At 47.5% G+C, this 24,019-nt stretch carries 22 protein-coding genes and 2 pseudogenes; 6 read left to right on the top strand and 18 right to left on the bottom strand.

The features are described from left to right. Positions 1 to 2: 2 nt before the first annotated feature. Together ACH50O_RS23215 and ACH50O_RS23210 are read right to left on the bottom strand one after the other, a co-directional pair. Positions 3 to 1,403, bottom strand: a complete 1,401-nt coding sequence (locus tag ACH50O_RS23215; RefSeq protein WP_446812188.1) for a putative Ig domain-containing protein — start codon at positions 1,401 to 1,403, stop codon at positions 3 to 5. 1,039 nt (positions 1,404 to 2,442) lie between these two features. Further along, positions 2,443 to 3,270 carry a competence protein CoiA family protein gene (locus ACH50O_RS23210; protein ID WP_446812187.1) on the bottom strand — a complete coding sequence of 276 codons (828 nt, stop codon included), beginning with the start codon at positions 3,268 to 3,270 and terminating at the stop codon, positions 2,443 to 2,445. A 212-nt stretch (positions 3,271 to 3,482) separates the two neighbouring features. Between ACH50O_RS23210 and ACH50O_RS23205 the strand changes: the two are divergent. From ACH50O_RS23205 to ACH50O_RS23195, 3 genes and pseudogenes are all read left to right on the top strand, one after another. Further along, positions 3,483 to 3,806: pseudogene (locus tag ACH50O_RS23205) on the top strand (zincin-like metallopeptidase domain-containing protein); the annotation flags it as partial. Positions 3,807 to 4,369: 563 nt separating this feature from the next. Then, positions 4,370 to 4,825, top strand: coding sequence for a hypothetical protein (locus ACH50O_RS23200; RefSeq protein WP_446812186.1), 456 nt, complete (start codon positions 4,370 to 4,372; stop codon positions 4,823 to 4,825). A 1-nt stretch (position 4,826) separates the two neighbouring features. Then, complete coding sequence (locus ACH50O_RS23195; RefSeq protein WP_446812185.1) at positions 4,827 to 6,344, top strand: hypothetical protein; 1,518 nt, start codon at positions 4,827 to 4,829, stop codon at positions 6,342 to 6,344. A 412-nt stretch (positions 6,345 to 6,756) separates the two neighbouring features. Here the strand turns inward: ACH50O_RS23195 and ACH50O_RS23190 are convergent, their stop codons facing one another. The 14 genes and pseudogenes from ACH50O_RS23190 to ACH50O_RS23125 all read right to left on the bottom strand — a co-directional run bounded on the left by ACH50O_RS23190 (position 6,757) and on the right by ACH50O_RS23125 (position 18,867). Then, on the bottom strand, positions 6,757 to 7,470 hold the full coding sequence (locus tag ACH50O_RS23190; protein ID WP_446812184.1) for a hypothetical protein: 714 nt from the start codon (positions 7,468 to 7,470) through the stop codon (positions 6,757 to 6,759). 24 nt (positions 7,471 to 7,494) lie between these two features. Then, a complete protein-coding gene (locus ACH50O_RS23185; RefSeq protein ID WP_446812183.1) occupies positions 7,495 to 8,064 on the bottom strand; it encodes a recombinase family protein in 570 nt (189 codons plus the stop codon). A gap of 155 nt (positions 8,065 to 8,219) precedes the next feature. Next, entirely contained in the window at positions 8,220 to 11,195 is a 2,976-nt protein-coding gene (locus ACH50O_RS23180; RefSeq protein WP_446812282.1) for a Tn3 family transposase, read from the bottom strand. Between the two features lie 122 nt (positions 11,196 to 11,317). Beyond that, positions 11,318 to 11,779: pseudogene (locus ACH50O_RS23175) on the bottom strand (DNA cytosine methyltransferase); the annotation flags it as partial. Positions 11,780 to 11,842: 63 nt separating this feature from the next. Further along, positions 11,843 to 12,514 (bottom strand): hypothetical protein, encoded by a 672-nt coding sequence (locus tag ACH50O_RS23170; RefSeq protein ID WP_446812281.1) that lies wholly within the window; start codon positions 12,512 to 12,514, stop codon positions 11,843 to 11,845. Next, the gene (locus ACH50O_RS23165; RefSeq protein WP_446812283.1) at positions 12,477 to 13,370 is read right to left on the bottom strand and encodes a DNA-processing protein DprA; all 894 of its coding nucleotides are present in this window, start codon (positions 13,368 to 13,370) and stop codon (positions 12,477 to 12,479) included. The genes ACH50O_RS23170 and ACH50O_RS23165 overlap by 38 nt, the downstream gene beginning before the upstream one ends. 19 nt (positions 13,371 to 13,389) lie before the next feature. Then, positions 13,390 to 13,629, bottom strand: a complete 240-nt coding sequence (locus ACH50O_RS23160; protein ID WP_446812280.1) for a hypothetical protein — start codon at positions 13,627 to 13,629, stop codon at positions 13,390 to 13,392. 548 nt (positions 13,630 to 14,177) lie between these two features. Further along, positions 14,178 to 15,305 carry an XRE family transcriptional regulator gene (locus ACH50O_RS23155; protein WP_256611970.1) on the bottom strand — a complete coding sequence of 376 codons (1,128 nt, stop codon included), beginning with the start codon at positions 15,303 to 15,305 and terminating at the stop codon, positions 14,178 to 14,180. After that, a complete protein-coding gene (locus ACH50O_RS23150) occupies positions 15,302 to 15,898 on the bottom strand; it encodes a hypothetical protein (RefSeq protein WP_446812279.1) in 597 nt (198 codons plus the stop codon). The genes ACH50O_RS23155 and ACH50O_RS23150 overlap by 4 nt, the downstream gene beginning before the upstream one ends. A gap of 148 nt (positions 15,899 to 16,046) precedes the next feature. Beyond that, entirely contained in the window at positions 16,047 to 16,676 is a 630-nt protein-coding gene (locus ACH50O_RS23145; RefSeq protein WP_256611972.1) for a hypothetical protein, read from the bottom strand. Positions 16,677 to 16,718: 42 nt separating this feature from the next. Further along, positions 16,719 to 17,000: a hypothetical protein gene (locus ACH50O_RS23140; RefSeq protein ID WP_256611973.1), complete on the bottom strand. Its 282-nt coding sequence runs from the start codon at positions 16,998 to 17,000 to the stop codon at positions 16,719 to 16,721. Positions 17,001 to 17,006: 6 nt separating this feature from the next. Beyond that, the gene (locus tag ACH50O_RS23135; protein WP_256611974.1) at positions 17,007 to 17,279 is read right to left on the bottom strand and encodes a hypothetical protein; all 273 of its coding nucleotides are present in this window, start codon (positions 17,277 to 17,279) and stop codon (positions 17,007 to 17,009) included. 98 nt (positions 17,280 to 17,377) lie between these two features. Next, positions 17,378 to 18,289 carry a Kiwa anti-phage protein KwaB-like domain-containing protein gene (locus ACH50O_RS23130; RefSeq protein ID WP_446812278.1) on the bottom strand — a complete coding sequence of 304 codons (912 nt, stop codon included), beginning with the start codon at positions 18,287 to 18,289 and terminating at the stop codon, positions 17,378 to 17,380. Next, entirely contained in the window at positions 18,286 to 18,867 is a 582-nt protein-coding gene (locus ACH50O_RS23125) for a hypothetical protein (protein WP_256611976.1), read from the bottom strand. Before ACH50O_RS23125 ends, ACH50O_RS23130 begins: the two co-directional genes overlap by 4 nt. A gap of 701 nt (positions 18,868 to 19,568) precedes the next feature. Between ACH50O_RS23125 and ACH50O_RS23120 the strand changes: the two genes are divergently transcribed. Together ACH50O_RS23120 and ACH50O_RS23115 are read left to right on the top strand one after the other, a co-directional pair. Then, positions 19,569 to 20,276 (top strand): site-specific integrase, encoded by a 708-nt coding sequence (locus ACH50O_RS23120; protein WP_446812277.1) that lies wholly within the window; start codon positions 19,569 to 19,571, stop codon positions 20,274 to 20,276. Between the two features lie 469 nt (positions 20,277 to 20,745). After that, a complete protein-coding gene (locus ACH50O_RS23115) occupies positions 20,746 to 21,828 on the top strand; it encodes a methyl-accepting chemotaxis protein (protein WP_446812276.1) in 1,083 nt (360 codons plus the stop codon). A 38-nt stretch (positions 21,829 to 21,866) separates the two neighbouring features. On the opposite strand, the gene ACH50O_RS23110 is transcribed toward ACH50O_RS23115, so the two are convergent. Beyond that, a complete protein-coding gene (locus ACH50O_RS23110; protein WP_446812275.1) occupies positions 21,867 to 21,971 on the bottom strand; it encodes an IS3 family transposase in 105 nt (34 codons plus the stop codon). Between the two features lie 80 nt (positions 21,972 to 22,051). Then, on the bottom strand, positions 22,052 to 22,318 hold the full coding sequence (tnpA, locus tag ACH50O_RS23105; RefSeq protein WP_446812274.1) for an IS66 family insertion sequence element accessory protein TnpA: 267 nt from the start codon (positions 22,316 to 22,318) through the stop codon (positions 22,052 to 22,054). Between the two features lie 251 nt (positions 22,319 to 22,569). Between tnpA and ACH50O_RS23100 the strand changes: the two genes are divergently transcribed. Continuing rightward, on the top strand, positions 22,570 to 23,796 hold the full coding sequence (locus ACH50O_RS23100; protein ID WP_446809007.1) for an IS256 family transposase: 1,227 nt from the start codon (positions 22,570 to 22,572) through the stop codon (positions 23,794 to 23,796). The last annotated feature ends 223 nt before the right edge of the window (positions 23,797 to 24,019 follow it).

Genomic DNA, 24,019 nt, shown 5'->3' with positions numbered 1-24,019 from the left:
ATTTAGCGGAGGTCGAGGGCTTTGGGTTTTTGAAGCTGTCTGATGGTGAAGAGCAGTAGCAATCCCATCAGGAGCAAACCACGCTCGGGGACACTGGGCACTTGGGTACCGCCAACAGCAGCGGCAATCACCTCGATCTGACCGGCAGTTGCGACCAGGGCGCCGGGTGCAGACGCTTGATAAACAAAATTGAAAGTACCGATAGCCGTGGGGGTGCCGCTAATGACGCCTGTTGCCGGGGCCAGACTCAACCCGTCCGGCAATTTGCCCGAGGTTAGCGTCCAAGTATAAGGCGGGGTGCCGCCGTTCGCGGTTAAGGTTGCCGTGAAGGGTTGGTTAATAGTCGCCTGGGCAATGCTTTGAGCGGTCGTGACGCCTGAGATGCTTTGGCCGTTACCCTTCGCCAGCTTATAGCTATCTGCCAGGTTAGGATCGGTGCCGAGCAGCGCCTGTGTCTCGACACCGTCCGGCAAACCATCGCTATCGGTATCGGCCAACGTGGTGGCAGGGAGCGCCGCTAAGGTCAAGGTAGTCAATAACGCGTCCCCGCCGCCCCAACCGCCATCCGCTTGCTGTTGAGCAATGAGAAAATTTTGCGCATTCACGGCAGCGGGGTCGGTGGCGCCGAGTATGGTTACCAGCGCTCGATAGGCCAATGCGGTTTCTAAAACCGTCCCGGCGCTACCTTCGCCAAAACCACCGCCGGGTGTTTTCTGTTGAGTCTTCAGCCAGGTGGCACCAGTGGCCAGCACCGACGAGATGTCGGTGTTCGTGCCGTTACAAGTTAGTTGTGCGCCTTGGTAACGGCTTAGCACGATCAGGCTATACGCCGTCGAAAGAATCCGACTTGGTTGAATGACGCTGGGTGAAACGAAGTATGGCCAACCGCCGTCGCTGTTGCGTTGACTGGTAATTTTGCACAAAGTGTTGGCTTCCTGGGCATAACTAGCAGCGCTGACTTTGATGGCTTCCAATGCCATAGCCGTGTCGGGGTAACTGGTGCTGTAGTGGTCGTAAGCCCCCCAACTGCTCTGGGGCGACGCTTCGTCGTTACGCCATGCGATCAAGCGTGATACCAAAGTTGAAGTATCCCGCCCCGACCGCGCGAGAGCAATGATTTGACGGGCCAGCGTATCTGTGCTGTAGGCTTGATGGTTTTGCAACCAGGCCACGCCTTTCGTGTAAGTATCGCTCTTGGTCACACCCGCATTGGTCAAGGCTTCGACAGCCGCCGCAGTCTCCGCCATCTCCAATCCCGTTGTGCTCGGCCAACTGCCGTCGCCGCTCTGGTGAGTGATCAGCCAGGCGACGGCTTTCAGTCTGGCATCGTCGATGGGTGCGGCTATCGCAGACATCGCTACAAAATAACCTAGACACCAGAGACCCAACATCAAACGCTTCATATCCAAATTCTCCCTAATTCGATCACCTGACAGCAGGCATGCACCGCCATCAAATCTAACAACCTAACCACGTTTACCTTATCAACGCGTAAACCATTATTTGCAGACTACCCAAGCTAAATCAGCAAGCCATCCTCTTCCTTATCAGATAAGCTTCTGCGTAGGTGGGCGGCTTATGACCTACCGGCCCGGCGTTAGCGAAAATATTAAGTGCTAATAAGTACAGGGTAAACAACCTACGAAATACATCCCTTTTATTTTTTGTAACGTGTGATTGCCTACCGTTACTGGAAATCTATTCTCAGACTTTTGAAAGTAGCGACTGAGCCCAGTTTAATTTCGTTATATCTATTCGTAAATATCGGAATTTAGGAATAGAGTATTTCATGTTGCGAAATAATGCGCAAAATAAGTAGCTTTGAGTTCACTGTATTACAGCAGCACTGTGACATCCGAATTCTACCTAATCCGATCACCTGACAGCAGGCATGCACCTCCACCAAAGCTGAGAACCTAACCACGTTTGCTTATTAGCGCGTAAACCATTACTTGCAGACGACCCAAGCTAAATCAGCAAGCCATTCTCATCGTTATCGTATAAGCTCCTGCATAGGTAGGCGGCTTACAGCACATCGACTTGGCAAAGAATTCTGAAATAACCACTAACATGTCAAATCACGGCCGTACAGAAAAAATTTACAGCACAAATGTGACGAGTGTATTAAGCCTTAAAAACATACTTATCCAGGCCGGTCATGTTGTGTTGAGCAATAATTGCACCATAACAAATCAACTGCCTTGCAAACCGCAGCAGTTTTGACGTTACCGCTGGCATGCCCGGCTTAATTCGCAGAGATTGAGATCGATTGCGTGCTTGTATTCGAACAGAGCATCAGCAATAGGTGTTAATTAATCAGCATTGCCGCAGGACAACTGGCATTGTGGACCGCTTTTACAAAAAGTTCGCAGGTTGGTGATTGAGATCTGTGCCGGCAAATACGAAATGCGCCAAAATCTACAGGTGTCGAGCGACTGATTATCATCGCTTCTGTTTCAATCTCATCCTCTCTCCCCATGCCTTTAATTCGGCCAAACTAAACTCCGTTTTTGCACTGCTTGTATTTTTGGTGACTGGAGAATCCAGGAATAAATTTTCAGTATATGCCTTATATGGCTTATGCTTTCCCACTTCGATCTTCGCAGCTTCTTCGTACTGTTTATACCTTGGGTGAAAAATCCATTTTTTTGCCAGTCGATTAGTCGATAAAAAGCTCGACAAAATTTCGTGGTATGACTTGCCTAGCTGCTTAGCATTTGCAAAATCAGCGGATAAAGAATCTAATTTTATCTCTACGATTCCGCAGTTTTTATTGATTGGATCAAACAGCTGGTTTGGAGTCGCGCGTTCAGGATGCGTGAAGTACATGACAAAATCATAAGACTTGACCGTACCGATAACATCAACCGCTACGTTTTCAAACGTTGATTCCACGATAATGTTTTCAACGGTAATATTCTGCTCTGGAGTAACAACAAAACCTTGCCTCAACGAGCGGTCTTCTGGATGACAAACTGCGCCTCTATATTCCGGCAAGCCAAGCGTGATTTGCGAATCAATGAGCTGCCGCGCCATCAAGCGGACCGACAAATAAAATGAATAGTCGCATTCATTTTTAATTCTTCCATAAACCTTCCTGCTGGCATGTGCAAAATGCCAAACCCTATCTTGACCTTGTCTGGATTCCAATGGGGTTTTGCAGGATGGGCAGATACAGCCGCATCTTAAACCGTTTTCTACTTCATACACCTCGACTAGGTGCTTGTCTGATTCGCGCAATCCAAATGGCATCTTTGTGAAATCGGCCATTATTGTCTGTCATTAAAGCTATGTCTTGACGCCATGATATCAAGGATATTCGACTTAGGCCAAGCCTCGCGCCTCGATCAATTGGAAGCGGCGGCAAAAGTCCTGGGTAAACAAATTGATGTGTCCTTGGCGTAAATAATAGGTTTGCTTCTGACTAACTTACTGATTTAACAAGAAATGGGAAAATTACGCGGTTTTGGGCTTAGAACCCCTATTACGCCACCCTTGCGCATGAGATGACTCACTGGACGCGGCACCCGTCCCGCCTCGACCGCGACCTTGGGCGCAAACAGTGGGGAGATGAAGGCTATGCCAAGGAAGAGTTGGTTGCTGAGCTTGGGGCGGCGTTCTTGTGTGCCGAACTGGGCATCACCCCGGAAATCCGCGACGACCACGCCGCTTATATCGCCACATGGCTTAAAGCCCTACAGGACGACAAGCGTTTTATTTTTTCCGCCGCCGCTCATGCGCAACGCGCGGTCGATTTTCTGACCGGTCGCCATGGACAAGCTGAAAGCAGCAAAGAGGCCGCTTAGCGCGGCCACCCTGCCCCAAGGCCTTCACAGGCCTTGGGTTTTATTCCCGCCCACCCAGCCCCGAATTAAGAAGCCCTGCGAATGCAGGGCGCTGATATTTGAGATTGCGTGCCAGCCACTAGTCTGTATCTGTAAGGACTCGCATTTATCGCCGATTTCAGCTCGAATTAACTGCAAATGAAACCGGTTACGCCCGCTCAAGTCCTGATTCTCCTTGAACGATCAAAACCGCCCCATTGCGGTCTATCGTCTAATTTGATTCAATAGCCGCAAACTTATGAGAAGCAGCGAACAAGTTGGGTAACGAAGCTTGGAATGATCGCTATCGTTCGATAAATTTAAAGGTTTGACTGATTTTTGCTGCTCGCAATAATTCGGAGCCATGTTCCTGCGTTAGCCGATACACGGCAATAATTGCTAACTATTTTCGAATTGGTCGACTAAAGATGATTTTGCCCAAAGTACAATTATGTATCATAACAAATAGACGCATTGGGCTTAATTACAAACACTATTTACAATATTAACTCAACACTGCCAGACAATTTATAGAGTCAAAATCAATGGAAAGTGTGATAAGTAAATGGGCGCCAACTCTTTTAGCTGGAATCATATCATTTTTCACTGCTTGGTTTTTAAAGAGCATTGAGCGAGACAAATACTACAAGGACAAAAGATTAGAGAGAGCAGATCAAACCATTTCTAACTTTTCTGTTTACATTGAGAATTGGAAGAAGCTGATTTCTATCGCAAAACTCGCAAAGGATAGAGAGCTAACAGAGAATGAGCAAAAAAGGCTTGAACGTTATATCTCTGAAAGAGATGCCGCAAAACATCAACTCTCGTCACAGTTAGCAACTTTGTCACTTTATTTTGATAAGGATGTTATTGATATTGCGAAACAGTTTCGGGCATGGGATCAAGAGCAAAGTATCAAACGCCTAGATGAACTTCCTGACTATTCTGAGTGGGAGGGATGGCTCAATTACTTGTCCGTTCTACTAAGAAAGCATATCTAACATGCGCCGTCACAACATAATAATATTGGCGGGTGTTTTACTTTTCCTTAGTAGTGCAAATGCGCAAAATTTAATATCCGCTCCGATACATGACTGCCCTGGACCGGCATGCCCAGCCGCATCGACACTCAAACTTGGTTCGACAAGTCTAATATACGAACCAGCTCAACGACTATCTATCAATTTCTCAGCTAGTCCTTCTGCGTTTCGTGGTTTCGCGTTAAAAGTTGGAGGAGTCGCATTTACCAAGGTTGCAAAAAGCGCTGATGGTTCTGAAATTATCGGCCTTTCCTATGACCCTTCTGTGAATGACGGCATGCGGTTAAAAGTTGAGTTACGCGACCATCAGGGCAAAATCAATAAAGTTTCCGCACCAGCCTATGACTGGCAATTTGTTCCTCTTGCGCGGTATGTGCGCTCAGGAGAGGAAGCGGCCGTCACTCTATTTGGATCTTTGGCTGATTCGGAACGCGAAGAGGAACTCAAAAGAACCCAAAGGGCAATGATTGCGAACTATCATCCCGCGCTAGAGAACACGCTCCTTGGCCTGAGGCTGCTACAGGCCGACATGCTCGTCTTCGTGAACGAAGCGACTGACTTATTTAAGGAAAAAGGCCAATATATTTTAGGAGCGGGGGAGCGAAAGCCAACACTTGATGCTATTAAGATAAATTCTAGGCATTTCGATAATGTGCAAAAATGGCTTGATGAGCAACCCGAAAAATTCCAGTCTTATATAACAGGTGACATTGACTCAGACCTTACCTATGCCGCTACACCACAAGCTATGATCCTGAATGGCTATCCGTCTTGGCACTGTTGGAAAAAGGATGACATGGCAGAAGAAACGGCGCTTGAAAAGCTTGCTGCTTTAGATCTACCTTTCCCAGCATATGTTACGTTTGCACTTGTTAGATTACAGGAGGATAAAGAAGCTGAAGTGGAAAAACTTTTGCGGACTAACATGCAGAACAAGGACCCTTTCGATCTCCTGCAGAATGCTACGGTGAAATTGAATAGGCGTTTCGCTAAGACTATCCTTACAAAACTTGATGGAACTAACCCTGTTCCTGGCTCGACTGAAAATACGCTCAAAAACACACTGCACACTGCCCTCAACAAAAATGATGATCAGACAATCTCGCTGACTGTGGATCAACTGGAAAATTACCTTGAAAAACTGCAACAAGAGCAACCTGCTGAGTGGGCGCGCATTGAAGGTTCTTTCAAAAAGTTTTCCCAGGATGTAGAAGAGAAACTCGCTGCAATTCCGCTAGTTCATATGAAGTCCTTGAGTGATGCGCTTTCGAAGAAAGTGGCACAGGAAGGCGGTATAAATTCATATATTTATGACACTCTTACCACTTCCGTAAGATTAGCTGCTTTTTTTCGTGCAGCTAAGGCTCAAAATTCTCAGGCCTACAACACATTCGTAGAGCAATTAAAAAACGTAAACCTTGAATTAGTGTCGCCTCCTGGATTCCAGCTAATTACTCCGACGGTCTTTCCTACAAAATAAATATAGTTACTCCCAGCACACGAAAATATAGAACACTCTTCAGGACAGGCTCGGCCAATCCCGAGCATTCAATCCTGCAAAAATCTATCTGGACCATTGGCTGATTTCGTTGGAATACTCAATTTTCCGCCATTCTCAATTAATTTGATTCCCGACCGATGTTATCAGGCCGCTGTATCGTCGCCGGCGGGCCGTGACGTTTACCAGCTAACCGGTTTGGTAATGCGTTTGGGATTGCTTGGAATGGTTGCGGGGAGTTGCGCATTTTGCAAATGGATTGGGCTCAGTACCTTAAACCAATCCACATGTTGTTTTAGATCACCGTTGATGGGGTAGTGTGCACATAGCTGCAAAAAGCGCCACGTAATTGCAATCCATTACTGGCTGTCCAGAATTATGGTTAGCAACCACGTCAGGACTCTTCAATACTCACTATCTCGGTGAGGATGCCCAACAGTGTTTTTGTATGCATTTCGATTTCATTAAGCACACCCAGCCAATGACCGATCACGCGCTTTACGCTTGGAGCCGGCTGAACATCTAGCCACACCGTCAACATACGCCGATATCCAATAAGGTCGGCGCGCTGCACACAATAGGCGGTTACTATTTCAGTCGTCACCATGTCTTTGATTGCGCCAGGCGTCCGACGGGCTTGCTGTATCAAATCCGCCTGCGCCTCTGTATCACGGTGAATGCCGCGTAGCACCTCAATGATGTAGGGCAGTCCCATCGGATCTGGGTGTGTGACAAGCTGGATTTCCTCGACACCTTTGCCTGCGTCAATACTCAGAACATCCCAAGTCTCATTCCGATTTAGTTCAGCTTTTGGGATATTTTTCATTAGCCAAGGAAAGAGATCGCGCTTCTGTGTGACCAACATACGCAAATCCTGCTTGAATCCCTGTTCTAAACCGGGAGGCGGCAACTCTTGGTTGTCGGCTTCGACCATCTTCCAAACCATGTCGATTTGTTGTTCGCGCTGCGCGATATCCGGGAATAGGCTAATATTCCAGCCAAGGCAACAAGTCATAACCGTTTTCTTGCGCTCCTCAAAATCCCGAACGAACAAGATATAGGGAAGCATAAAGGTCGAAAAGCAGGAGGTGGTCGTGTACTGTTTCATTTTTAACGTGTTATGGCGAAGCAATTAATTTTTTGCACTTCCAGATTGCAAGGCCAGCAAACGAGAAACGGTTGCCGGATGAACCTTGAATAACCGAGCAGCCTCGGCAGCGGTCTTCTGTCCGGTCATCACCATTACGACAATTTCTTGCTGTTGACGAATCTCAAGCTTGGGCCGTCTTCCTCCGACGCGGCCTTGTTTGCGTGCCGATTCCATTCCTGCCTTGGTACGTTCGCGAATCATGGCGCGCTCAAATTCCGCAAATGATCCTACCATCTGCATCATCATACGTCCGGCCGGTGTCGTGGTGTCGATCGCTTCGGTCAGACTGCAAAAGCCGGCGCCGAGTTGGTCGATCCGCTCCATAATCGTCAGCAAATCCTTCAACGAGCGCGACAGCCGATCAAGTTTCCAGACTACCAGAACGTCGCCGACACGAAGATGATCGAGCGCACGAGCCAGTTGCGGACGATCCCATCGACCACCGGATGCAATTTCAGGAAATATCTTTTCGCATCCAGCTTGTTTAAGGGCGGATTCCTGAATAGCGGTTTCTTGGTCGTCCGTCGAGACGCGGGCATATCCGATGAGCATAATCGTTGCATAAACCTATTGCATTAATGTTTCATTATGCAACAGGTTTGTGCAACATGGGAAGCCCCGCACGATGGCCATGTTCCCTGCATTGCGCAAACGTTCCTTTGCGCAATGAGGTATCTGCTCAACAAAACCGCCTTCAGTGATTAGCCCTATGCCACCAACGCAAAATCAGCTTCGATTGGGAGCCGTTTACTCATGTCCAAATCAAATCGCCCATACGGATTCACATGACTATAAATCAACGGCGACAATGCTCTCAAGTCCGCAGTTTTCATCCTGTTACACCAGGGCTTTTCCGATAGCACGCGCTGAATCATCAAGGTATTGACGTACACTAAGCATAATTGCAACAAATGCAGCGACAACACCGATAATTCTTGATCTTCCAGCCGGTTGCTGGCGACTTCACCGCTCTTGCCGTAGAAGATAAATCCATTGGCGCTATTCCAGTTTTCTACGACGTTCAACCCCTCGTGAATCTCGCGGCGCAGGCCTTCCGAATCAATATACCGGCACAAGAAAATGGTTTTCAACACCTTGCCAAGTTCCGCGAATGCTTGGTAAGTCGGATGTTGCGGGTTGCCACGCGTAAAGCGGCGAAGAATGGCTTCGGCTTCTGCTGTACCCAGGCGCAACGCGGTTGCGTATTTGATCATTTCATCATAATGTTGGCGGATCAAATCCCATTTAATTGGACGCGTCAAAATGTCAGTGAGATTGGAATAATTGCCGGCACTGTCTGTTTCCGGCAAGTACAATTTTTGTGAAGCGATGGCTTTCAGACGTGGCAACAAATCGAAGCCGAGCAGATGACAAAAAGCGAAGCCGACTTCGCTCTGCCCGTGGCTGTCCGTGTAGCTTTTCTGCACATCCATATCAGTGTCGTGACGCAATACACCTTCGATCATAGCCGACACTTCGGAGGAGGAGCATCGTTTCAGTTGCGAGTAGATACAGACTGATTTGCTCTCGACATGCCAGTAAATCATCACGCCACGACCACCGTAGCGAATATGCCACTCGGTCATCAAATTCTGATCCCAGGAGCCGAACTTCTTGGAGTCCGACGCGCAGGTGGTCGTGCCTTCGCCCCATATTTCCGGAAGACGCACAGCGAAAGTCGCATTGGCGACTTGGGAAATCGCTGCCCGCAATGTACTTTTTTGGATGAAACGGTGCCGCACGTAGCGCAATTCCTGATAAGTCGTCCCATGTCCCGCCGCTGCGATTCGTTTGAGTCCGGCGTTCGTGCCTAGTGCGTAGAGACTCAGTAGCAAACGCCGTTGCAAGGTATCACGATCTAACGTTTCGCGTTGCCGGCTGCTCTGGAACAAATCGGTGAAGCCAACCCGCAGATCAGCTTCCTTGAGGATGTCCAACAAGCTGGTGGATGACCAGCGCTCAAATATTTCGGCTTTCAGGTGCTTGAGGTTTTCCGGGTCGGGTTGCGCATCGAGCGGAGTAATGCAAATACGGTTCTTGCCACGATCAAGAATTTTGACGCGTGGATTTTTTGGCATTCCCTTGTTCAACATGCAGAGGGCGTCCGTCATCGTTTTCTTTAACCCGTCGATGAATAACTGGGTGTCCTGTGGTTGCTTGAGTGCTTCATAGTAGGCAGTGCGATTGGTTTCAAAGTCGGTGGGCAAATCCTCATCCGGATTACGGAAGCGGTCGGCACCCACGACCCAGATTTCCTTGCTGCGTAGCCGCTCGCGCAATGCTTGCAGTACACAAATTTCATAGTTGATGCGATTGACGCGCTCGTTGTCATTCTTGTCTTTTTCCACAACAATGTCGCGCCATTTGCCTTTGACGATGCCCTCAATCGGCACCACATCGTTGGCGGAGAAATATTGTTGCGTACTGTCGCGGTAGGTTTTGAGCAGACCCAAGGCTTCAATCACCGGCCGGTGCGCGGTGTTGTTGGAACGGAATTCCAGCGCATCAAGTATCTGCGGCAACATCCGGCGGTAGTGATTGCTGTATGAGGAACGAATGACCGTATGTACCACCTTGGTATAGGCAGGGCCGCTGGCCTTAAATTCTTTGACTAAGTCTTTCAATGTTTCCAATCCCACCACCGGATACAATACATCCTTGACGATGCCATCGGGTTCATCGATCGCCGCTTCCGCCAATTTGAACAAGACATTGGTTTTGCCACGCACTCGGCGTAAATCGTTGAGCAATTCTTGCTCGACCTTATTTTCGGCGCGAGTACCGATCTTATGAATGACCAGAATTAGCAAATCGATCAATGCGTCGATGATCTCGTGCTCTCGTTGCCAGCAGTACGCCGCTACCAAGGCGTAGCGTATCTCCGGTGGATGTCGGCGTAATTCCCAACTTGACTCGGTGCCAACTCGGCGACGGTATTTTTGTAACCATTTGATGGGAAGCCCAGCCAATGCTTGACTCGGTAATGCAAGCTTGCGAATTCTGGCCAGTTTGGCGAGCTCCTGCAAAACGCTATCCAGGCCTATTCGGCCAGCATCGCATTTGAGGTGCGACAAACCAAGATCGTCGTCTTTGACGATGGAAGTATTTTCATCATTGACGTTTGGCTCTTCGACCGTCAATAGTTTGTCTATCGATGTCTTGCTTTTGGCACTTAGCAGGTTGGCGATGGATTGGATTAGTTCAGTCTCAAAAGCATGAATGGCTGATCGAAGTAACCGTTCCAATGGCGTGGGATCAAGCGGTGCCAGCGATTGTCGGGCGAACCACTCAACAGCCAATTCCTGCAATCGCTCGAATGGAACATCCAGCGCCAAGACCTCAGCGGTCAGCCATGTGCGCAGTTTCTGCAAATCCTCACCTGATGGGCGACGTAGTCCCAGAAAGCCCAGGATCTTCTTGCGATGCCGCTGGCCGGTGCGCCCGTCCCATTCGTAAACATCCAGATCTGCCACCGCCGAATTGGTTGCATGCGCAAGGTAGACAGCAATCTCGTGCGGTATGCCTTTTTGACTGTCGGGAAAGAAACCTTGAAACTGAAAGAATTTCAATAGAATTGCAAATCCAAGTCTGCCGCTATCGGTGCGGCCTGGCAGTAATGCCGATTCCTCGACCGATAATGACCACTGTATCTCCAGTTCGTCTTCGTTCCAGTGCCACTTCACAAATTCTCCTTGTTACACGCCGAGAATTTAGGATGGCATGCTTTCCGTGAGCCATTTTAGCGTGAGGAGACATGTGGTGCGAAATTACGTGGCGCTTTTTGCAGCTATGTGCACACTACCCCTACCAGTACTGCCAATGGCGCACAGGCTTCAACGTAACGCAGATAATCGATATAAAGTCGCGCGCGTGGATCATGTTTGAAGGCTTCCGGATGTTCGTCAATCTCACGCAATTTGGAACGACCAACACGTGCAAATGCCTGGCACGGAGGCCCACCAATAAGGACATCAAAGGCATCCGAGCTTTTGCATCCAAGATCAAGCTCACGCACTAATTCGTCAGGGCTGGTACTGGTTATGTCCCGCGCCATAGAATGCGCTGCATCTTTTCCGTGAAAATTGAGGCCATGTGATGCAGCAGCATAAGGATCGTTTTCAATGGCGGCAGCAATTACAAATCCTGCTGCATTGAATCCTACAGAAAGGCCTCCACAACCAGAAAAGAGATCAAGTACACGCGGCTTACCGCCTGTATTAATGCGGGTGATTTTCTGCCGGATCGCCCGGATATTCACAGATGTCATTTTCTCGAATCCGTGTTGTGTGACAAAACCATAATTTTTATACAATTCATTGCTGATTCAGGATTATTCTATATTTCCAAAAATATCGTTGAAGTCCATAGTTCCCGGCGCCCTCCTCGCTATAAAGACCCCGATAATACGAACTCCAGGGAATGTTTTCTGTATCAGAGATTGAGCTGCTTTGAAATGAGAGCCAGTTGTCAGTACGTCATCGAATACAGCAATGAGCTGTGGTTGCGGGGTGACAAGGGACTGATCAATCTCGTAAAGATTTTCAAGGTCTTCTGGCCTGGGTCTGCTATCACTGTCATGCGCGGCCAGCGTGCTTGTGTTTTGAACAATCAATTCGCGGATATCGAGGGGCGGCAAGGGTCTGATCAATTTCAGCATCCGAAGCAGACGATCATCATAGAGAGGATAATCTTTTGCCTTGGAAGGTGGGATTGGAACCAGTGTTACGTTGTTCAAGGCTTCGGGATTGATGGAATTCCTTAATGCTATCGCGCTCTGTTGGATAGCGAGGTCTTTATATCGCCATTGGGTTGTACCGCGTTTATCAACCGATTTTTTGAAATTGATGATCAGGCTGTTAGTGGCGCTGAACGCATACCCTTCCCTTGCCGTATATTCACCAAGAAAATAACAGGTGTCGTCAGCAGTAAGGTAATAGTGATCCGGCCGCGTCAGATCATCGATTTCAGTCAGTCTTTGTGGAAAGGTGCTGTTTGATGTCATTGTAATCCTTTACCCGAATAGCACCTTGTTCAGCGTATTTTTGCGGCCATGTCAGCGTCTTGTTCTGAAAACAGCTATCGAGAATGAATAGTTTTCTGCCTTGTTTCAACGCGGCCCGCGCCTGAATCAAGGTTCCGGATGTTTCTCCCGCTTCGACAATGATGGTAGCTTCTGTCAGCGCCGACATCGTGATGTTTCGTTCCGGGAAAAATGTCCTGTTAGAGCGATAATCCTGATTTTCATAGCGCCGCAAAGGTACCTGGCTGATGAGGAGAAACTTCTCAGCAATAAGACGTTGCAGATCAGCATTCTCTTTCGGGTAATTGTGTGTCAGTGGCGTTCCGATCACGGCTATAGTGCGGCCGTTAGCATTTATAGCTGTGGTGTGAGCCTCGGTATCAATGCCCATTGCCAGGCCGGACACGATTGTGAATTCGTCTTCTACCAGATGGCGGACCAGCTTACGGGTTCTTGCCAAGCCTTCTTTTGTTGGTTTGCGGGTACCAACAACTGCAACGCTGCGGGATTGTACTAAATCCCACCAGCCCTGGTAATACAACAATTCAATCGGATAGACGGCATCACGAAGTTTTTCAGGGTATTCTCCAGCACCATGAACGCGAATCCCAAAGCTCTTGATCATGGCATTCTGAAAACGCTTCATGACAAAATCAGCATATTCAATGGCCTTGGGTGCTGGGACAAAATCTGAAGGCACAGCGCCGGGAGCTGCTGAGAATTTCTCAGAAATAGTTTTGAAGGTTGCGCCTTTCTCATCCCACAGCGCTTCATAAGCGCCCATTTCCCTGAGTGGTGAAATTGCGCCTGCTCCAAAATCTGTGAAGTTCAGAGCCATCCCTGAAATCATGACTGCTTCATTGTGTTGTTTTCCCCTTTTTTTCCCAGTCATCCAACATTTCCGATAAAAGCTCTATCAGTTTCATATCAGCATTCAATGCTGCCTGCTGGTATCTTTTTTTGAATTCTTTCGTTACTTTGAAACTGAGTGGTACAAGCGGTTGGCGTCCGTCTGTATTTTCAGAATCCACCAATGCCTGAGTTGGACTGTTTTCCGGTGTATCCGAGCTTTCGTCAGTTGAAACTTTATTCAACAAGGTCGTCTCCTGGTATTCGATATGGCGGCGCATCAATTTATAAAAATCCTGAAATATAGAATAGCGGAATTACGGGAATCCATCAACAGAGTCCTTTGATATTTCTCTGTTCTGAAAGGCTATAGCAAAGCAAGCCTTCGGTTAAGGGTCGCCTAGGTGATCGAGTAGAGCGTGGGAATCACACGCTCTCACGCAACGACATGTGAATCTCTCGACTCATACCGCTCCTATCGTTCGGTCGTAGCTTGAAGGGTCATGCGCCAATGAACAAAAAGCTGAGTCTGATGCCGAGCTTGCAAAACAGCTTACAACTTTTCCACTGTGAGCCTGTGTTTTGCCAGCCACAATACAGAATAATGCGTGCCAGCTATTCATACGCAATGCTAACACTGGCAAACATGGCCGATTTTAATGGTAAATTTTTTATGCCGTTTTGCAGAATGATTGTTATTTAAATAAAGTAGGCTACGAATTGCATACCCTACTTGGCTACCGCATGTAGATTTTCTGCCTCACGATTGATGCCGAGAAAATTAACATTTTGATACTTACGATTCACAATGTTGTTTAGCTTTGCCAGCTATTTGGCCAAAAAGATTAACAACGTTCTCCGCACTCACCGTTTCCTGTACGCCTAACAATTGATCAAGCAATTTCGGTTTTATGAACATTTCCCGTGCAATGGCGCTACGCGGCATACCACATTGCTGTTCAAGCACTAGTAAACCATCGTAAACAATCTCAGGTACCTCCGGAACAATTGCATCATCTTCATCTTCCTTAATTGCCTGACTGTGCCGGCGTAAATAAATAACACCAGACCTGTATTGATCTTCGGAAAACACACCCAATTGCCGACCTCGGTACAAAATGGCAGCTTTGGAAACCTTCCACTTTAGCTTGATATCGGACATCGCAGACCAGCTAAAACGACTGCCCCTAAACGCCTGCTGACATTCTTTAATGAAGTAAGCTCTTGGCATTAAAAAAGCACTCGCAAACCGGTTAGCTTGGCTTTCTGTCAAACGGTCGCCGGTTTGAACACCGACATGCATCGTTAAATGCCCAATCTCGTGAGCGATGCCGAACCGGATTCTGCAAGCCGATTTGCCTTCCGCATTCAGCGTAATCACCGGCCTTCGCGTTGCAAAAGAAATCGCATCGATTTCGTTGGACAACCCGTCCATATGCATCAACACTGCGCCGGCATTCTCAGCCACCCTGATCATATTAGCAATGGGCCCTAGCCCTAATCCCCACTTGGCACGGCACGCATCGGCAACTTTCTCGATGTCTTCCGGAGTAGCAGGCTCCTCATGCAGAAAGCCGTAGGTCGGAAAATCCAGATTCCGGTCCAAGACAGATACCAGCCGCTTAAACATCTCGCCTTTTGCACGGGCAACCTGCCGTAAAGCCACCTTCGTTGTCAGTTGCTTACGAAAATGGCACTGTTCGTCGGCAATCGGCATTGCATCCAACGCCGTAAAAAAGCCCGGCAATACATCCAAAGCTTCCGCTAAGCCCAGTGCCAGACCTTCAGTCGGCTGTTCAATTCCGGACTCTAACCGACTCAAATATTGTCGGGATTTACCGACCGCATCAGCCAATTCCTGTAACGAAAGTTCATTGAATAGCCTAGCCAGCCGAAGGTTTTGAGACAAAAACTCCGCGCTCATTTCTCCCCGGCCTGATCGACATCGCCATCGGTCGATGGACGTTTAGGCGTAACGGCAGGCTTACCGATTTCAACCGCATTCGGCGTAACAACCGGAGCAACGCTATGCAACGTAGTGACAATATCAGATTTCCATTCACATTTAATGACATCGGCCGCATCGAAACCCAAAAAGACCACTCTGGGTTCCTGGTCGTCGTTATAACCTTTGTCTAAAATAAAACAGAACCGGCACGGCTCGTCGTTTGCCGTTTCATCAATCATCGATTGTTGATAACGGTTAGGAATCAGCGTTGCGTTCTTTTTGGGATTATTAGGATTATCAGTGCTAAAGCGGCACGGAACAGAGCCGATCTTAAAAACCAGATCGTTTGCGCTGTTTGAAAGCTCCAACCAAGTATATTTCTGCGATATAACTAAATCGATAAGTCTCTTCCTCTGACGGCCAAATGCAGTGCAGCCCCAGGTATAAGGACCATCATAGTCGGAATTAAGATCGTCCAGCGTTTTGTTGTATTCCTCTAACAGAATGCCGGCAATGATATTAAGGCGTTCGTTGGTTAAGTCGGGTTTATAGTGTATAGGAAGTTTCATCGGGCACCTTTTGTGCAAATTTCCAATTTTGTCAACCTAATGATTGTGCAAAATCGCGATTTTGTCAACTAGGTGTGTTTCGAAGGATAAGATGTGGTACGAATCGCATCTTTCTCGTTTAATGCTTATCGCTTTCGCTCAACGCGTTCTACGCCCCTAAGATATGCGCATACTTCTTTACTTGGGTAGCCGATAACGCTGGTTTGATCTTATGCAGATCCTCCTGCGACATTTGATGAAGCTCTCTTTGCTCAGAATAAGAACGCAAGGAGACTTTATACCGCTTGGCTGTGTAAGGAATGTTATAGAACTCCATGCGCCGAAAGAGAAACAGGAGTTCTCGCGGCGAAATACCGCTTCCGGCCTTCAGGTACCTTGCCTTCGACTCAATATTCCCGCGGTACTCCTTATCCTTGAGCCAAAGCTCTCGCAGCGGTTCAAGCATGATTTCCGTCAACTTTTTTCGAAGCGCATCCTCCAAATAGAACTTACGTTCGTCAGGGTCCGTAACTTCTTGCCCAAGAGCGTCGTGAATATTGATTTCCGAAAACTTGAGAATGCAGCTCGAACCGACAAGCAGACGATTGTCGTTCAAAGTATTACGAATCTCGAAGTGGTGTGAAAGATCGGGATGCTCGCAAAGCTCGCACTCGATGTCTTCGTCATCGTAGTCAAACACGTTTCCGGTAAAGAGCCACTCCCGTAACGCCTCAGTAAACGACGTAGACTTACTCAGCGGAACGAGGTTACGTTGCGATGCATCCAGCCAGTGGTTCATGAAATGTAATTAAAATTCAGACATCTCACGCGGGCTGGGCGTTTAGCGCTCGGGGTCGATATAAATCCCGACATTTGATGGGACACTCAGGGATAGATTAAATTCAGACTTCTCCCATGGCGTAGGAATACAGTCCTCCGGAGCCGAGATTTCCAAATAAACTGGCAGTTGTTGATGCCTTAACGACCCTATGTTTCGATTCGGTCCGCCTAGCTCGCCCCAGAATGCGACCATATTATTTGAAGAGGTTCGGCATTTCAGCCATACCACCTCTTTATCGATAGAATATCCATCATCAACAATTTCAGTGATGCACAGTTCCATTCTTGTTTACCAATTTGCCTTGATCCAATCTTTAACACCTTTTTGTGTTTGAATATCAGAAGGAAGTTCGTTTTTAATCATTTTTTCGATTTTGTGTGCAGAAGCCAATTTTTTAAAGTCCCATATTTCGGCAAGTTTATTAATTAAATAAAGTACTTCGTATCCCTCATTACGGCTAAATCGTGTACTGTCAGGTTCACCAGTAACTTTAGGGTTGTCACCAGGAATAGCAGTCCAGCTATATCTGTAATTGAGTTCAGATTTATTTATAAGTGGCATTTTTCTTTCTCTTTTTGCTGATAATTAAATTCTGATATTACAAGTACCATAAAAGGTACGCGATAGCGCATTCTATGATCCTAATGCATCTATGCTGGCTACACAATTTCCGCATCAGGAACATCATAAATGGTTTCGGTTACTTCGCTTAACAAACGGTGATCTAACAGCACTTGCATAAGAACCCTTGCCGTTTGATTGCAAACAACAATTTTTCCATTTCCATCGAAATTGATGCCCCAATTGCGTCCTGTGTTTACTCTCCTTAGGCTTTCAGGGAAATCTGGACGAGTATACAGTGCCTTTTGTTGGATAACCGTCATTCTCCTGAGTTGTATCGCATTTTGACCCACAAATTGTTTCAGGGGCTCAATGTCGCTGAACAGTGAAAGAAATTGTGGATCCACAGTTAGATCGTCAAAGCTCTTTTTGTACACAGCCTTATCTGAAACGGTGCTTTCATATGCTTTTTTTGAGGCTACAAAAATCGTCTCGTTTAAACAGTAAAAGTCAAAATACGAATCGAAAGTAAAAGTTTCCTCGGGTACAATAGACAGCTCGCCGTTTACAAAAATGGCGTTAATCATCGTGTTGCGAACACGGGGTCGCCATGTCGGAGCAGTTTTTCTAATGGCGTAAACTGTATCATCACCATTCTGGAATTTGACCAAATAGCCAACTGCTCCTTTCAGTTGCTTAAGTGCCGCGTCGGTGTTTTCGGCTTCGGGAACATCTACAACTTGCAGTAACGCGATTAATCCATCGCTTTCTTCTAGTGCATGCGTCAAGCAACTGTTTTCGTTATTTTGCGATAAGTGGGTGTAAGTCACGGTTTCAGAAATTCTCGAAGTTGCCGATTTAATCGCGCTACGAAAAAGGTCTTCAACCTGCTCGTCGGTTCTTACGTGCCAAGCCCGAAACTTCACTGCTGTCGAGCTTTTCTTAAAAACCCAAAGCTGAACGGTCGAGTTGTCGTAATCGAACTGCTTCCAATCTAAAAAATCAGTCATTCCTTTCTTTTCCCCATACTTATGTAACTCCCCTGAACCTCTTGACAAAAATATGTGCCTGGAGTCGGAGACTCCGTGCTTAACAGCTTTATTATCCTTTCGTGATGATTAATCGAAACTTTGGCTTCATATAAATTCCACCCCATGACCAAAAGGATAGGATTCATTATGATTTGGCCCGCCCGATAAGTAATCAGAAAAAGCCAAATCAAAAAAACCGCCAATCCTGCAATCTTTCCTGCCGATCCATAATCGACACCCATGAAGGAAACAATGTAAGGAAAGCTATAGCTTATAAGCTCACTTGGAATAGGCTTGGATTCAATGACGGTAAGCGGATACTTGTACCGTAAACGGCGCAATATCATGATCGTAAGAGCAAGGCATAGCAGTGTTACTGCAATAGTCGATAACGACAAATAAGGGTGATTGCTAGAGGGAAGAACGCAGTTACGCCAGCTATGGCAAAGCTCTTTTTCCCAAAACTCTTGCTTTATGTCCTGCAAACCAAGAATGATGGCCAGCGGAAAGTAAGAGCCCAGAAAGACAAGAAATGCAGGGATTAATCGAAATTGCAATGGATTTCCTTGTCTGGCATCTGTTCAAAGTTAACTAGTAGCTCCGATTATAAAAGCGGAGAATCTAGACATTCGAAATGTGCTATTAAGCAAGCGATACATGGGCAGAGACATCTAGAGACTCCTGTGAAGGTGAATCAGTCAAGCGTGTAGTTTAAGCTGCTTTGTCAGAACGCGCGACCAATATTGCTGAGTCGATTTGGATGATTGCAGGTTATAACAGGTATCGAACCATTTCTTCTTCACCGTACCCGGAGAACCACCCCGCCCCACTCATTGATCAGCGACTAATCGTCAAATAGACCGGGTGCCACAAATATCTGATAAAAACGATGCAGGTTGTCTTTGTCATCATGCCGTTCCAAATACACATGATTCATTACTTACTCCCCAGGCGAGTGGACCGTATTTTCAGATTGCGGTGATTTCAAAGCCGCTTCCCGGATACGCATAATGGTTTGCCGAGTGGTTTTGAATTCCCGAGCCAATTCCGAAATGTTAATGGGCTATTTTTGCCCATCCCCTCGAATATGCTGTGCACGGCATATTCGAGGATATGCAGAGTCAAGGAATATGCGGAGTATGATGCCCTCAGACGGCAGTAACCGCAGTAAAAACAGTCACTTGTCGCAGCGTTTTTTCTGTTTGTCTCTGCATATTCTTACTGCCGTCCTTTGTAACACCATTCGAAGGAGGGCGCTATGCTTACCACCTATTTCAAACGTCAAAAAACTTGTACAGCTTACTTTGCAGGGCCTGCTGGACCATATCTTGATGAGTTCACCGATTGGCTAGCGGAGCGTGGTTATCGACAGGAAACCATACGCAATCGGCTTCAAGGGGCGTCTCAACTCGGTACCTGGGCAGACACAAATGGCATTAGCTTGCAGTTATTATCCCCCAGAGCGTTGAATGACTTCCGCCACTACCTTTTAGATCACAGCCGGCTCTACCTCTCGGGCGGGCAGTTTTCAATAGTCTGGCTGGGTGCACAGATATTTCTTGAGTTTCTTCAAGCAAAACGGCTAGTGGCGCCATCCGAAGCTCCACCGGTCGCCACTCAGCCAGAACTTCTAAATGCTTTTGAACACTGGATGCTGATTCAACGAGGGGTTCGTCCATCGACGCTGACCAACTACCGACCTCATTTGATCGACTTGCTGACTCACTTGGGTAAAGTCCCTGAGCAGTTTAATGCCGATCAGTTACGCAATTTCATCCTGACGTATGCAGAGCGCAGTAGTCTTGCAACAGCAAAAATTCGGGTAAAGGCCACGCGTGCGTTTCTCCGCTTTCTGATTGCGACCGGGCGCTGTCCTACTGGTTTGGATGCTGCGATCCCCAAGCTTGCCGAGTGGCGGCTGTCGACGCTTCCGCGTTATTGGCCGACCGTAAGGATTTCTTCGTAAATGCGTAAAGTCGCCCTGTAACCCTTGGTATTAATGGCTTGGCAATGCCAACCGCAAGAAAAACGAGCGTTTATCTTGCGGTCAAAAAATCACTCGTTTGATCGGGAAATAGCACAAGAAAACTCATTGCGAAAATCAAAACAAGGTTCAATGCTTTGATTTTGCTTTTCTTGTCCTTCCTGTTACTCATTTACGAAGGAATCCTTACCGTCCCCCTATTTTGCGTATTCCAGCAACCAGTTCCGATTCCACTCAGACCAGGGTGACATAATTATTATCCGTTATGCGGATGTCAATATTGTTGGGTGCACTAAAGTGTAAAAGTCTAGCCTTCATCTAATTAATCTTCGGGTAGCCTCAGAAAGTAATAGCTCTGCTGTAAAATACTTACCATAACAGCTAAAAAAGGCAAAAGATGTTTTCGATATTCAAGTACAAGCAACAATTGGAAGAGGCGAGGCAAGAACTCTTGAACGCCAATCTTCGGATTCAACAACAAGAGCACGAAAGCGCCAGTTTACGGCAAGCACTAGCTGATGCTGGAATTGCCAACGCTTTACTGGAAATTCAGCAGCAGCATTTACAGGGAACGATCGGCCACTTACAAAATTTCGGCCAATCTCTGGTCAATACCCAAAGCAGTTTACAGTCGCTAGCCAATCGCCTACGCGAAGAAAAGGATTCTGCTGTTGAGGCGCAAGGCATCTCTCTGACCAGCAGCAATGCCATCGAACGGATTTCGAAGAATCTGGGCCACTTGGCTGATACTTCTAATCAAGCTGCGCATCAAGCTGGATCGTTAGATCAAAGCTCTCGAGAAATTATCGGTGTCGTCAAACTTATTAATGACATCGCCGATCAAACTAATCTATTGGCTTTAAATGCGTCCATTGAATCGGCGCGTGCTGGCGACTTAGGTCGAGGCTTTGCCGTAGTCGCCGATGAAGTGAGAACATTGGCGAAAAGAACGGCAGACGCAACCCAAAAAATTGCCGATCTGGCCGAATCGATTCGCGATAGTAGCAGCAATACTCGTAATAAAATGACCAATCTCGCTGAGCAAGCTCTAAACTACAGCGAGGATGGGCAACGTGCGACCAAAACCATGCGCGAGTTATTAGAGTTTTCATCTAACATGGAAAAAGTGGTGGCAGCATCAGCACTGCGAAGCTTTTGTGAGTTAGCAAAAATTGACCATCTCATTTTCAAATTTGAAGTTTACAAAGTGCTGTTTCACTTGTCACAGAAAACGGTTCATGATTTTGCTGAACATACCCAATGTCGGCTGGGTAAGTGGTATTACAACGGCGAAGGCCAGGCCTGCTTCTCTCAACTACCGGGCTATCGGGATATAGAGCAACCCCATAAGATTGTTCATCAGTCGGCCGTCAGTGCGTTAAAGGCTTATGCAAATAACGAAACTCACGCCATGCTTAATGATGTAGGAAGAATGGAAGATGCTAGTCTTCAAGTGTTGGCCAATTTAGAAAAAATGGCGCACAGCGCCGAAGCCAATGCCGATCTTTTATGCCATTCACACCAGCCCCATTAACGTCAAACTGTAATGGTCAACAAAAAACGGACACCTGTTTAGGCAGCGTCTTTCGTAAATTCCCGCTCAAATTCGATCGGGGACTGATAGCCCAATGTTGAGTGTGATCGGCGGCCATTGTAAAAAGCCAAATAGTCGATCACGCTTAATTTTCCCGCCGCTTGGGTTTTGAATTTCTCCTAGTTGAGCTGTTCATGCTTCAAACTGCGGAAAAAGCGTTCCGTCACTTCCACCTGGCTGCTGCTGGGCGGAATGTGCCGCCCGACGGCGACGTCATGTTCGAAGGCCGTGCGAAAGGCCCCTGACTCCATCCGGAAGCGGCAGCCTTTATCAGTGAAGACGATGCTGTCGCCGATAATTTTCGATAGTCGCTCAGCCGCGCCGTGAACGTGCGGACGTTAATCTGCTGCTCAGCGCAATACTCGGCTTGCGATAGACCACTGCATTGCCACGCTTCAATATGATGACGCCATTTCGATGTGATCGCCATTACTTCTCCTGGTCAAAAAATCACAGGATGCCGCAGGACGTATATTTTTTAAATGTGGAACGGATGGTTGCTTACGGTCGTTTGCCAGAGCGCGCTCAATTTCGTGGGGCTTGGTGTTGTGCTGTTGTGGCTTCACCGTATAAGGCTTATTCGTCGCGGTTTGTCGCCACCTAGCAAGAAGGTCAAGGGTGTAAGAATTTTTGTGTAAACGGTCATTAGGCAGGAAACTGCCCTTACTTTGAGGAGTAACTATGACCTTACCCAAATCGATCCCAACCGACCTAATCGATACCTTATTGTCCGGCTATCAAAAACCGGAAGACCTGCTGGGCGAAAATGGCCTGCTGAAACAACTCACCAAGGCGCTGGTGGAGCGGGCTTTAGAAGCTGAAATGACCGAACATCTGGGGCATGGCAAGCATGAGTCTGTCAGTAATGCTACGGGGAATACGCGCAACGGCAAAAGCCGTAAAACGCTGAAAGGTGATTTTGGCGCATTGCCGATTGAGATTCCACGTGATCGTCATGGTCAGTTCGAGCCGCAAATCATTGGCAAACACCAATCCCGTTGGACGGGCTTTGACGACAAGATTATTTCGCTTTATGCCCGAGGGCTGACGGTCAGGGAAATCCAGAGCCATCTGGAAGAGCTGTATGGCACTGAAGTGTCGTCTAGCTTGATTTCCTCAGTGACGGACGCCGTGATTGAGGAAGTGAAAGCCTGGCAAACGCGACCGCTCGACCCGGTTTACCCCATCGTTTATCTCGATTGCATCCACGTCAAAGTGCGCGATACCGGTGCGGTGCGGGTCAAGGCCGTTTATCTGGCGATTGGAATTAACCTAAGCGGGGAAAAGGAAGTGCTGGGCTTATGGATTGCCCAAACCGAAGGTGCCAAGTTCTGGTTACAGGTGGTGACAGACCTGAAAAATCGCGGCGTCCAAGACATCTTCATCGCCTGTGTCGATGGCTTGAAAGGCTTTCCCGAAGCGATTGAAACCGTCTATCCACACACAGCCGTTCAACTGTGCATCGTGCATTTGGTCCGCAACAGCCTCAACTATGTCGGCTGGAAAATGCGCAAACAGATCGCCGCCGATCTCAAGCAGATTTACCAGTCAGCCACCGTCGCCAAGGCGGAGCAGAAGCTGGCTGAGTTCGAGGTGCAGTGGAACGAGGCCTACCCTCCCATTGCCCAAATTTGGCGACGTCATTGGGATCGGATCATCCCCTTTTTCGACTATCCGCCGGAGATACGCCGCATCATTTACACCACCAATGCCATTGAGTCGGTCAACATGAGTTTGCGGAAAATCACCAAGAATCGCGGTTCATTTCCCAGTGATGAAGCCTTGTCGAAATTGTTCTATTTGGCCCTGATGAATATCAGTAAAAAATGGACCATGCCATTGCATGACTGGAAAGCCGCGTTGAATCGGTTTAGCATTCAGTTTGAAGACCGGATGCCCAATCGGTAATTAAATCCCGTTTACACAAAATTCAGGACACCCTCAGAAGGTCAGGTATTGGCCTGCCATCGCAGTGGTTATACGCCTGTATGCCAGCCTATTAGATATTGCTAATTTTTTACCTTTTCGAGGGTTCGGCAAAAATAGCCAATTACGTCTGCGTATTCCAATTTAAATATGGCCAGGCATTCCAATTGAAACCCACCACTGGTGCCGACTAGCCAATTTCGGT

This window comes from Methylomonas sp. 2BW1-5-20 (assembly GCF_052474515.1).
This window is presented reverse-complemented; position numbering and strand designations above follow the sequence as displayed.